General features: G+C 60.2%; 11 protein-coding genes. 4 read left to right on the top strand and 7 right to left on the bottom strand.

Going from position 1 to position 11143, the window contains the following annotated elements; all coding sequences use genetic code 11:
• Positions 1-93: 93 nt before the first annotated feature.
• On the bottom strand, positions 94-1047 hold the full coding sequence (gene corA / locus QZ292_RS07450) for a magnesium/cobalt transporter CorA (protein WP_294600053.1): 954 nt from the start codon (positions 1045-1047) through the stop codon (positions 94-96).
• Between the two features lie 81 nt (positions 1048-1128).
• Between corA and QZ292_RS07455 the strand changes: the two genes are divergently transcribed.
• Positions 1129-1329, top strand: coding sequence for a hypothetical protein (locus tag QZ292_RS07455; RefSeq protein ID WP_294600056.1), 201 nt, complete (start codon positions 1129-1131; stop codon positions 1327-1329).
• A gap of 900 nt (positions 1330-2229) precedes the next feature.
• On the opposite strand, the gene QZ292_RS07460 is transcribed toward QZ292_RS07455, so the two are convergent.
• The 6 genes from QZ292_RS07460 to QZ292_RS07485 form a co-directional block, all read right to left on the bottom strand.
• A complete protein-coding gene (locus tag QZ292_RS07460; protein WP_294600059.1) occupies positions 2230-3138 on the bottom strand; it encodes a menaquinone biosynthesis protein in 909 nt (302 codons plus the stop codon).
• Positions 3139-3204: 66 nt separating this feature from the next.
• The gene (locus QZ292_RS07465) at positions 3205-3612 is read right to left on the bottom strand and encodes a thioesterase family protein (protein WP_294600062.1); all 408 of its coding nucleotides are present in this window, start codon (positions 3610-3612) and stop codon (positions 3205-3207) included.
• Positions 3613-3639: 27 nt separating this feature from the next.
• Positions 3640-4212, bottom strand: a complete 573-nt coding sequence (locus QZ292_RS07470; protein WP_294600065.1) for an L-threonylcarbamoyladenylate synthase — start codon at positions 4210-4212, stop codon at positions 3640-3642.
• A 333-nt stretch (positions 4213-4545) separates the two neighbouring features.
• Positions 4546-5772, bottom strand: coding sequence for a methionine adenosyltransferase (gene metK, locus QZ292_RS07475; RefSeq protein WP_294600069.1), 1227 nt, complete (start codon positions 5770-5772; stop codon positions 4546-4548).
• Positions 5773-6038: 266 nt separating this feature from the next.
• Complete coding sequence (locus QZ292_RS07480) at positions 6039-8429, bottom strand: BamA/TamA family outer membrane protein (protein ID WP_294600073.1); 2391 nt, start codon at positions 8427-8429, stop codon at positions 6039-6041.
• Positions 8430-8453: 24 nt separating this feature from the next.
• Positions 8454-9260: a DUF4382 domain-containing protein gene (locus tag QZ292_RS07485; protein WP_294600076.1), complete on the bottom strand. Its 807-nt coding sequence runs from the start codon at positions 9258-9260 to the stop codon at positions 8454-8456.
• Between the two features lie 164 nt (positions 9261-9424).
• On the opposite strand from QZ292_RS07485, the gene QZ292_RS07490 reads away from it, so the two are divergent.
• From QZ292_RS07490 to QZ292_RS07500, 3 genes are all read left to right on the top strand, one after another.
• Complete coding sequence (locus tag QZ292_RS07490; RefSeq protein WP_294600079.1) at positions 9425-9571, top strand: hypothetical protein; 147 nt, start codon at positions 9425-9427, stop codon at positions 9569-9571.
• A gap of 939 nt (positions 9572-10510) precedes the next feature.
• On the top strand, positions 10511-10660 hold the full coding sequence (locus QZ292_RS07495) for a hypothetical protein (protein ID WP_294600082.1): 150 nt from the start codon (positions 10511-10513) through the stop codon (positions 10658-10660).
• Positions 10661-10975: 315 nt separating this feature from the next.
• Complete coding sequence (locus QZ292_RS07500) at positions 10976-11122, top strand: hypothetical protein (protein WP_294600084.1); 147 nt, start codon at positions 10976-10978, stop codon at positions 11120-11122.
• Positions 11123-11143: the final 21 nt, after the last annotated feature.

Below are 11143 nucleotides of genomic sequence, written 5' to 3' on the forward strand. Positions count from 1 at the left end.
GCTGCGACGCGGCGGGATAATCCGACCTCCCGCAAGAGGTCGTCCATCCGGCAATTCCCAGAAACAGAGTGACAAAAAGCAAGAAACGCCTCATCACATCCATCGTTTTCGTTTAAAGAAGTAGAGCGTGGCGCCGATCGAAAGGAGCATCAGCAAAATGGCGAAATGAAACCCGTACTTCCACTCGTCGAACGGGGCGAGCCGGTAGTTCATCCCGTAAATTCCGGCGATCAGGGTCGGCGGCATGAAGATCACCGAGAGGATGGTAAACATCTTGATGATCTTGTTCTGTTCGATGTTGATGAGCCCCATAAAGGTGTCCTGAAGGAACTCCAGCCGTTCGAAGCTGAAATCGGCGTGGTTGATGAGCGACCCGACGTCCTTGATCATGATCGAGACGCGGGGGTAGGTGTCGTTCGGGAAGCGTTCGCTGCGCTGGATGCCGGAGAGGAGCCGCTGGCGGTCGAAGATGCTCTCGCGCAGGATCATGGTGTTCTCCTGCAGGCGGTTGATGTCCAGAAGCACCTGCTTGTCGACGCTCTTGTCCACGTCGTTGTTGGCGGCGCTGAGGGTGGCGATCTGGCGCGAGATGATTTCGACCATGTCGGCGTCGAGGTCGATCCGGGCTTCGAGGATCGAGATCAGGACGTGGTAGCCGGTGGTGTACGACCGGTAATTCATCTGGATTTTGCGGCTGGCTTCGCTGAAGGTGCGGAGGTCGGTGTTCCGCTCCGAGACGAGGAGGCCTTCGCTCAGGATGAAGGAGACGGTTTCGGTCTCGAAGCCGCCCTCTTTGAGGATCGTGAAGGTGGTGTTGCAGATGATGGACTCTTCGAGTTCGGCATACCGCGACGAGGTTTCGATCTCTTCGGCCTGCTGACGGGTCAGGAGGTTGACGTCGAGAAAGCTCTCGACCAGTTTGCGTTCCTTGGCGGTCGGGACGACGAGGTCGATCCACAGCAGATCGTCGTATCCCAACTCCTCAAAAACGCTGGGGTCGGGATCGCGGATGATCTTGTTGATGGATTTCAGGTAGAGTATAATCATGGATTCGTCCTCTCTTCTCCGTTAATCGGTGGTTGAAATTCGTTCGTCGGGCGGCTGTGCCGGGGCGAAAAGCCGGCGACAATGCATTCCGCGGGAACCGCCCCGGGCTTCCGCGAGAGAGCCAATGGCGGACTGGTGGGCGTCGGCGAAAGCGGTTATAGCTGGTCTTCGACGGTCAGCGGTACTCTTGGCATGAACTTGGGTCTCAGCGTGGCGTGGCTCAGTCCCTGCGGCGCGAACGGTTGCGCCTACGGTTTTCAGTTGCGTTGCCTCTCGGAATAAACGGTGCGTGTCGCACTCACAAATGGCCGGGTCTACCCTAACAGGCAGCCTCTACCCTATTGGGCTGACACAGCCGCAGCGAAACGTAGTTTCGCTCCGTCCCGCCGGGGTCACCCGGACGCCGCCCGCGCAGGGCAGTTCTATCCGGTTGGGGTAGAGGCGGCCATTTCGGAGTGCCCGAAGACACCGCGCCACGCCTTAAAAGGGGAATCGTCAAAATGCGTTTGCGCGTTTTGACTGAATTTCCCAAGGCGCGCGGAAAAACAGAACCGAACCCCTGCGGTTCGAAGAACCGCGCGGGCCGGAGCCACCACAGGCGTAGGCCTGCAACTCGACAGAGCTCGTTTCCGGCCTCGCTGGCACCGGCCCGCTACAACTTCTGCCGTTTGGAGTGCTTTCCCGCGCGCTGACGGAAATCTTATCCAAACACGAAATGCGCGTTTGGATGATTTCCTACTCCAGCGATCGCGCGCGGAGTCGAACTTTCATTCGTGCGCGAGGCATCTCAACCGTCGCCCGCTGGGATTTCATCTCGATTTTGCTCACCGCAAAACGAGTGAAATCCCTCTTTACGCGGGCGGGCGACGGTATCAAGTTCCGTCCGCGCGCTTTGGGGAAATCCAGTCAAAATGTGCCGGCAATTTTGACGATTTCCCTACTTAAGCGGCGGCGCGCGGTAGAGCTTCGACTGGCCTCGGGCCGGCCGGGCCCCACGTCCCGTGGACGGGAAATGCTTCGCATTTCCACTTTTCTGCTCAGCCCAATTCTTCGCACCGTTCTCTGTCCGCGCTCCGCACGCGGCGGCCGCCGCGCCCCAGCCTCGATCCCATAAAATCGCCCCAGCCTCGATCCCATAAAATAACGAACGGTTAATTACATACGATGGTCAGAAGAAGACAGTCACCCGGGAGCGATGATTTTTTCCCAAAACAGACGCATCGCCGCCCGTTTCCGATCATCGAGCCCGAACTTGATCGCACGCGTCAGATAATCGTGAGCCGTGACATGATCGAAATCCCGCGAACGATTGACCGTCCCGGTGATCGACTCGGCGATATGCCCCACTCCGTAAGCCAACGCTTCGTTCAGGGTCGACGCAAACTCCGCCCCCGCCGCCGTACAAGCCACCCACGCGGCGAAAACGAACGGAAGTCCGCCCGTAAAGCGGTTCCACTCCTGCGCCAGGTCGTAACAATAAGCATAACGATGCGCAGCCCGCAGTGCGAACACTTTGTCCCCGATGGCCAGCACCGCTTCACCCGGCCCGAGCCGACCCCCGTCCGCCGCGAGCGGAGCGACATTGTCCGCCCCGGAAGCCGCACTCACCCACTCCGGTTCGATCCGCCAATACTCGCGCGCCAGCACCCGCACCAATTGCACCGAGGTGCGCGAATGGGCATCCAGATAAATGCGCCGCACCTCTCCGACCGGAGTGTCCGACAACAGAACCACCGTATCGACCGCGCCTTCCGCGCCGATGCAGTAGTCGGTTATGATTCGAGGTGTAAAAGTCGCCGACGAACGATCCGACGACACAAAAGACTGAAAAACAGAAGAAATAGAGAATCCCGGAATCTGCGGAACGACCGCCGTGGGCACCAGCGCGATATCGGTCGCCCCGGCAATCGCATCAGCCGCACAGAGCGCAGGCACCCGAAGCGAAAGGACAATATCCCCCCCTGCAAGCAACCGTCCCTCCGACCGTCCGGCCGCACACTGTGCCGCCGCCGAGGAAGAGACTGCCGCCTGCTGTTCGATGCCGTAGATGAACGGCAGCGTGTTCAGGTAGGATACAGCAGTAATTCTCACCGGGATCGTCACCCATAGGGATAGCGTTTGATGAAACTTCGGTTTTCACGGCGAAGGTAGACATTTTTATCGGGGAAACCGCTCTTCGCGCGCTATTTTTTCGCGCCACACGTCGGGAATGGCGAAACTCTCCTTCGTCACGGCGTTCCACCCCACCAGCACCGTCCGGCTGTCGGCCTTGACGGTGTCGGTGTCGAGGTCGATCATCTCCTGGAAGACGGTGAAACTCTTCGTCCCGACCCGTTCGATGCCGGTGCGGATGGCGATCCGGTCTTTCATCCCGACCGGAACGTAGAAGTTGGTGGTCGAGCTGGCGGTCACGACGGTCTGCGGGCCGTCCATCCGTTCGATACCGAGTATGCGTTCGAAATATTCGTTCTTCCCGAGGTCGAAAATATGCTGATACTGACCGTTATACATGTGCCCCTGAATGTCGATGTCGTTGAATCGGAGCTGGATGGGTGTGGTAATCATCGTGGTTCGTGTATTTTAGTCTGTATTTCACTGCCGCACGATGCGGAATCCGCCGTCGGTGTCGAGGGCGATCACGGACGAGGCGCGATGGGTCGCTGTCGGCTCCTCCATCGCGGGGTCGGCCACCCAGTCCACGCCGTTCCGAATCGCGTCGGAAATCTCGGCATAGGTCGTAGGGGTCTTCTCGCCGCTCACGTTGGCGGAGGTCGAAACCAGCGGGTGTCCCAACCGATGGATCACGCGCCGGCAAAACTCGTTCTGCACCAGCCGAATCGCGACGCTCTTCTCGGGCGGCAGCAGGTTTTCGGCGAGTCCGCGCCCTTCGGGCAGAATCAGGGTCAGGGGTTCGGCCCCTTCGGCGGCTTCCCACAATTCCCATGCCACGGCCGGCACGTCCCGCACCCAGCGCACGACTTGTTCGGGACGGTCGAGCAACACGATCATGCCTTTGGCCTCGTCCCGCCGCTTCAGGGCGAAAAGACGGGCCACGGCTTCTGCATGGGTGGCGTCGCACCCTATGCCCCACACGGTGTCGGTGGGATAAAGAATCGTCCCGCCGCTCTTCAAAACGGCCACACAGGCCTGTATCTGCTCTTCCATAAACATGTTTAATCTTCGTATTTCTGTCTTTGCCCGGGAGGGTACTGTTCTTTCTGTGAACAGAAAGAACCAAAGAAACTTTAGAGGATGCTTACGCATCCTAAAGCTGCCGGCGGCCCAAACCTCGGACGCTTCTTTGGGCCGGGAGTTGTAGCGCGCAATAAGGTTTAGCTCGCATTAGCGCGCTACAACCCCGACCCAAAAGACGCTCGAAGAATGAGGATTGCGGAGCCTGAGGAGTAGCGTAGCTATCTAAAAATTTTTGGTGCCGCTTTTTTCAAAAAGCGGCAGTTCCATGCGGGTAGACACAAAGATTCGAACGGTTAAATATCTTTACCGGAGGCCGAAAGCCGTGCGGAGACGGTCGACCTCGTCCAGTTTTTCCCAGGCGAAAAACTGGACCCCGTTTTCCACATACGGTTCCCGGCCGAAATGGCCGTAAGAGGCCGTCGGCAGAAAGATCGGCTGTTTGAGTCCGTAGCGTTCGACGATCTTCGCCGGGCGCAGGTCGAACAGCTCCGCGATCTTCGCCGCGATCTCGCCGTCCGAGACCGCAGCCGGCAGTTTCGACGTCCCGAACGTGTCCACGAAGACACTCACCGGACGCGCGATACCGATCGCATAGGCCACCTGCACCAGCACCGCCTCCGCGATGCCCGCCGCCACCATGTTTTTGGCGATGTGGCGCGTCGCATAGGCCGCCGAGCGGTCTACTTTCGAAGAGTCCTTCCCCGAGAAAGCCCCGCCGCCGTGCGCCCCCCGGCCGCCATAGGTATCGACGATAATCTTGCGCCCCGTGACCCCCGTATCGCCGTGCGGCCCGCCAATCACGAACTTGCCCGTCGGGTTCACGTGCAGGATATAGTCGTCGCCCAGCAAGCTCAGCAACAGCTGGTTGCCCCGCTTTTCGAGCCGCCGCCGAACCCGCGGAATCAGGATATTCCGCACGTCCGCCTCGATCCGCTCCTGCGTCGCCTCCGGATCATGCTGCGTCGAAATGACGATGGTGTGGATGCGCCGCGGCCGGTGGTCGTCGCCGTACTCGACCGTGACCTGCGATTTGGCGTCCGGACGCAGATAGGGCATCGCCGACGGCGTTTCGCGCCGGATGTCGGCCAACTCCATCAGCAGGATGTGCGAGAGCATCAGCGAAGCCGGCATGAGCTCTTTGGTCTCGTGGCAGGCGTAGCCGAACATCAGCCCCTGGTCGCCGGCCCCCTGCTCCTCGCGTTCGGCCCGTTCGACCCCCTGGTTGATATCCGGCGACTGCTCGTGGATGGCCGAGAGCACGCCGCACGATTTGGATTCGAACATATAGTCGGCATGGGTATAGCCGATCCGTTCGATCACGCCGCGGACGGTGTTCTGGATATCGACATAGGCGTTGGATTTGACCTCGCCGCTGACGACGACGAGCCCCGTGGTACACAAGGTTTCGCAGGCGACTTTCGATTCGGGGTCGTGGCGGAGAAATTCGTCGAGGATGGCGTCCGAGATCTGGTCGGCCACTTTGTCGGGGTGTCCCTCCGACACCGATTCCGAGGTGAACAGGTATGACATGACAGGTATATTTTACAGTTAAAGATTCGGTTCTCCGGTTCCGAAGAAGAGGCCCGACCGACAAGAAACCGACGAAAAAACGGGGGAAAGCTCACGAGAAGTCCGGCCCGGAAACGGCCGTCGAAAAGAGGTGTGCTTTAGCATTTTTTCGCGTGGTTGCAATCGACCAAATCTCTCCACGGGTCTTGGCGTCCGTCGTAACGAACGGGGCAAAGGTACGAATTATTGCGGAAGATGATGCCGCGCCGGCGAAAAAAAGAGGGCGATCAGAACGGGAGCCCGATGGCGAAATGGAGCGCCGTCTCCTTGAGCCGGAAGCCACTGTGCCAGCGCTCGGGCCGCGGCACATTAGGGTTGTGGAGCTTCATCCCCCAGTCGAGCCGCAACAGCACGAAACCCAGGTCGTACCGGAATCCGAGTCCGGCGTCGAGGGCGATCTCTTTGTAGAAGCTGTCGAACCGGAACCGGGCCGAGGCGGGCGATCCCTTGGCGTTCATCCAGACGTTGCCGGCGTCGGCGAAGACGGCCATCCCGAAGTCGCCGAACACGGCGAAACGGTACTCCAGGTTGAGTTCCAGCCGGAAGTCGCCCAACTGGTTGGGATAGGTCTCCCGCTTGTAGAGGCTCTCGCCCGGCCCGAGCGTCCGCACCTGCCAGCCCCGCATGCTGTTGGCGCCGCCGGCAAAGTAGAGCCGCTCGAACGGCAGGGTGGTCGAGTTGCCGTAGGCCACGCCGCCGCCGATAAAAAACCGCCAGGCCAGCTGGGTCGTGGTGGTCAGGTTGATACGCTGACTGAGGTCGAGGCTCAGCCGGGCGTACTGGGCGAACCGGATGCCGAAGATCTTGTAGTAGCTCTCGCGGTCGGAGTCCTCCAGGTCGATGGTGGTGCGCTTCCCGAGCCACGAGGTGAGCCCGCGCAGCAGGTTCCCGTTCATGTCCCCCACAAGGCGGATCGAGAGGTTGTCGGCTTTCGGGTTGGGGTCGGTCTGGAAATAATACCCGGCCGAGAGCCCGGCGATCAGCTGCGATTCGTAGCTGTTCCGCAGGTAGGGATTCTCGATGCTGTTCTTGAAGTCGGCATCGATCCACGGCACGGAGACCACATTGATATCCACGGGATTGATCTGGAACCGTCCGCCGTTGCGCCACACCCAGGAGTAGCCGAAGGTTCCGCCGGCGATCGTCCGGTCGTAGTCGGGCCGCCGCTGGATGTCGTACGAGACCGAGATATTGGTCTTCTGGAGCGGGAACTTGGCGAGTTTGTCGGCCCGGACGGGGAGCAGGAAGCGCGGGATGTCGAGGCCGACGTTCACGCCGAACTCATAGGAGTTGTGGCGCCCCTTGTTCTTCATGAATTCATAGGCGCCGCGGAAATTGACCGTGAAATTTTCGGCCCCTCGGAAGAGATTCTTGTTCTGGTAGCCGAGGCTCAGAGCGGTGGAATAGTAGTCGGCGGTGGTGGAGATTTCGGCGTCGACGTTGAAGTTCTGCCGGGTATTGGGGGTGCACTGGATCAGGCAGCCGAGGCTGCGTTCGGTGGTCGATACGACGCGCCCGCCGTCGCGTTCGCCGACGCGGGTCACCTCCACCGGATGGAGGGTGTCGTAAGGCAGCTCGGTGAAAAGGATGTTGGCGCTGTACTGCAGGTTCCGGATGTTGTCGTAGGTGCGCTGGACGCTGCTGCGGTCGTAGAGTTCGTTGGGCGAGAGGCGCAGGGCGCCGGCCAGCACGGACTCCCGCAGGCGGAGCTTGTCGAGGTAGAGGATGTCGATGCCGTTATACGGCACGGTATCCCAAGGCATCCGTTCGAGCTCTTCGGGCGAGCGGGTGGGGTCGTAGTCGGTATTGACGACGATCCGGCCGAGGCGATAGACCGGATGGTTCTCGAGCACGGGCCGTCCCTCGGCATCCATATAGGCGACGCGCCGCCGCACGTGGACGGTCAGCCGCATGGCGTGGTCGAAACCGACGGTATCGACGGTATAGGTGACGTATCCTTTGTTGAAGCTCCAGAAACCCATATTCTGGAGCCGGACGCTGATGCGCTCGCGTTCGGCGTCGAAGAGCTCGCGGTCGTAGATCATGCCGATTTTCAGCAGGCCGGAGGCGGTGTCTTCGAGGATGATGGGTTCGAGAAAGTCGTCTTCGATGCGGTAGCGGATCTGCGAGACGACGTAGGGTTTCCCCTCGCGGGCCACGTAACGGACGGTGGCTTTCCGCTTCCGGCGGGCGTATTCGACGGTGTCGGTCACGGTGCCGTCCAGATAGCCGCGCGAGGTGAGGTAGACCTGCATCATCTGGCGCGACCGCTCGGCCTGCCGGGGGTCGTAGATGACGGGGGCCTCGCCGACCTTTTCGCGCCAGAAGCGCTGCCAGCCGCTGTGTTTGGCGGTGTCGGTGAGGTTGTACATCCCGAGGTAGATCCCCACGCCGAGCAACCGGCTGTTGGGCCGCTGCTGGACATAGGGCATGAGATCTTTGGGCAGCACGCGCTCGCGTCGCGAGGCTTTATGCACGCCTTCGATCTCGACGATGTTCCGCCGCAGGAGGTATCTGTCCTCCGGCACATACCGCATCGTCCGGCATGAAGCCGTCAGCCCGACGACCGAGAGGATCGCGAGCAGGCGGGTAAGCGGAAGAGACCGAAGGAGGTGCATAAAAGAGTCCTGAGAAACAGATTGCTATAAGTTTTCCCGCTCCAGAACGATATTTCCGAGGTCGGTGATCTGTTGCGATACGATGGTAATGGGCTCAGAATAAGGTCGAATGCCGCTCGTGGCGCGCGGATCGACACGGAGGATATACTCGCCGGGCAGGAGCCGCATAAAGAAGGCTCCGACGGGATTCAGCGAGCTGTAGGTGGAAGCGACGACGCTCCCCGTGGCCGGGTCGATAAATTCGATCCGCATGCGTCCCGAGAGGGCGCTCTCTCCGATTTGCAAGCCTCCCTGCACCACTCCGCAGCGATCGGTATCGACGAAGGTCACCCGGGGCCGGAACCGGTATCCGCTCTCGGCGGCCGGGTCTTCGACGACGGAAGCGGCGAGGTCGACATCGAACAGCAGGGGCCGATTGGGGCCGTCCATGGTCAGGGTCGCAAAAGGCACGACGACGGCCGCATCGTCCGGATCGACGGCCAGGGGGAGATTCTGGTCGAGAACGCGCACGGTGGCGTTTTCGGTCGAAAAGAGGATCCGGACGGCGTCATAAGACGCTCCCTGCGGCATCGTCCCCTCGGCGACGAGCTGCATCTTGCCGTTCACGAGGTTCATCAGGGGCAGGTAGCTGTCGGCGATTTCGAGGGTCTGCCACGCCCCGTCGCCAGCGCGCACGGCGACTTCGGCCACATAGCAGTCGAGGGCGGTGTAATCGGCCGGAGCGTCGCACAGGTAGACGGAGAGGCGGTTTTGGTCGTTCACGTCGCTGCATGCGACGAGTCCCGAAAGAATCGCAAGGAGACCGAGGGTTTTGAATATCTGACGTACCATGTTTGCAAAGTTACCGTTTTTCTCGGTTTCCCGCTGCGTTCTTGCGATTTGAGGAGCCGAGGCGGCCTTAGGGTGCCGGAGCCGAGGCGGCCAATGCGGGAGTGCGGCACGCCCCCGCCCCGGGCTTCCGCGACGCAGGAAACTATGGACGATTAGACAGTCTGATGAACGTCGGTCGCTACGGATACAGTTGGTCGACCGCTGTTAGCGGGACTAACGGCATGTTCTTGGACTTCACCGCGCAAAGCCTCAATCCCAGCGGTGCGGTCAACCGTGGCCACGGTTTTCAGTTGCGTTGCCTCTCGGAATAAACGGGGATGAAGCAGCCTTAGCGATGCGCAAGCATCGCTCCGTCCCGCCGGGGCGCCCACCGGGCGTTTTATTGGGGTTCTCTTTGCCTTATTAGCCGGACGCCGACCGCGCCAGGGCAGTTCTATCCGGTTAGGGTAAAGGCGGCCAATTGGGAGTGCGGCACGCACTGCCCGCCCGGCGTAAGGGCAGTTCTATCCGGCTCAAAGCTCGACCGTCGCCCGCCCGCCAAAAAGGGCATATTCTGCCGATTGGCAGCGAGCCAATCCGGCAAGAATTGCCGCGGGCGACTTAACGCGCGCCACGCATAAAGAGGGAAATCGTCAAAATGCACTTATGCGTTTTGACAAGATTTCCCATGGCGCGCGGAAAAAGCTCGTTTACCTGATAAGCGTCAGGTGGCCGGCCGTCTTTGGGCTCTATATCAATCTCTTTTCTTTGTTCCGCTTGGGCCGCGGGGGCCCCTACTTTCTACTATGTGGTAGAAAGTAGGCAAAGAGCACATTCAAGGGGGACTTACATCCCCCTTGAAAATCCCCCGGCGATTCCTTTAGGGCAGACACGGCCCATTGGGAGTGCGGCACGCACCGCCCGGCGTAAGGGCAGTACCCTCAAACCACCGCGCGCCACGCCTTAAAAGGGAAATCGTCAAAATGTGCCGGCACGTTTTGACTGGATTTCCCAAGGCGCGCGGACGAAGCCGGTTTATCCGATAAACGTCAGACGGCTGTCCGTTTTTGAGTTCTATATCAATCTCTTTTCTTTGTTCCGCTCGGGCCGCGGGGGCCCCTACTTTCTACTATGTGGTAGAAAGTAGGCAAAGAACACATTCAAGGGGGAATTACATCCCCCTTGAAAATCCCCCGGCGATTCGGCGACCCTTTGGGAGTGCAACCCGTTCCAATCCCGCCCCGGGCTACCGCCGTCGGGATACGGGCGTATTGGGCTATGTCGGCGATGGAAGTTACAGTTGGTCTTCTGCTGTCAGTGGCACTTATAGCGTACATTTGCATTTCGGAACCATCTGGTTCGTTCCCAACAACGCAGATCTCCGCGCCTACGGTTTTCAGTTGCGTTGCCTCTCGGAATAAACAGGGCAGAGGCTGTCTTAGCGATGCGCAAGCATCGCTCCGTCCCACCAGGGCGCCCACCGGGCGTTTTATTAGGGTTCTCTTGGCCTTTTTAACCGGACGCCGCCCGCGTAGGGCAGTTCCATCCTGTTAGGGTAGAGGCGCCCCTGTCGGAGTGCCCGAAGGCACCGCGCGCCGACGCCTTAAAAGGGAAATCGTCAAAATGCACCCGTGCGTTTTGACAAGATTTCCCAAGGCGCGCGGAAGACAGACTCGGCCAATAAAACACCCTGTGGGTGCGCCCCGGGCAACCGCCACGCGCTCTCGGGCGATCCGGTGCTCGTCGGCAGCCTCGGGTTCAACTGGTCTTCCTCTACAAGCGGCACGAGTGGCGTGGACTTGGATTTCAGTTCGCAACACCTCCGACCCGGCTACTCGGATCACCGCGGCCACGGTTTTCAGTTGCGTTGCCTCTCGGAATAAACGGTGCCTTCGGGCACTCCG

Origin of the sequence: uncultured Rikenella sp. (assembly GCF_910577125.1) — a bacterium.
In the GTDB taxonomy this organism is placed as follows: Bacteria; Bacteroidota; Bacteroidia; order Bacteroidales; family Rikenellaceae; genus Rikenella.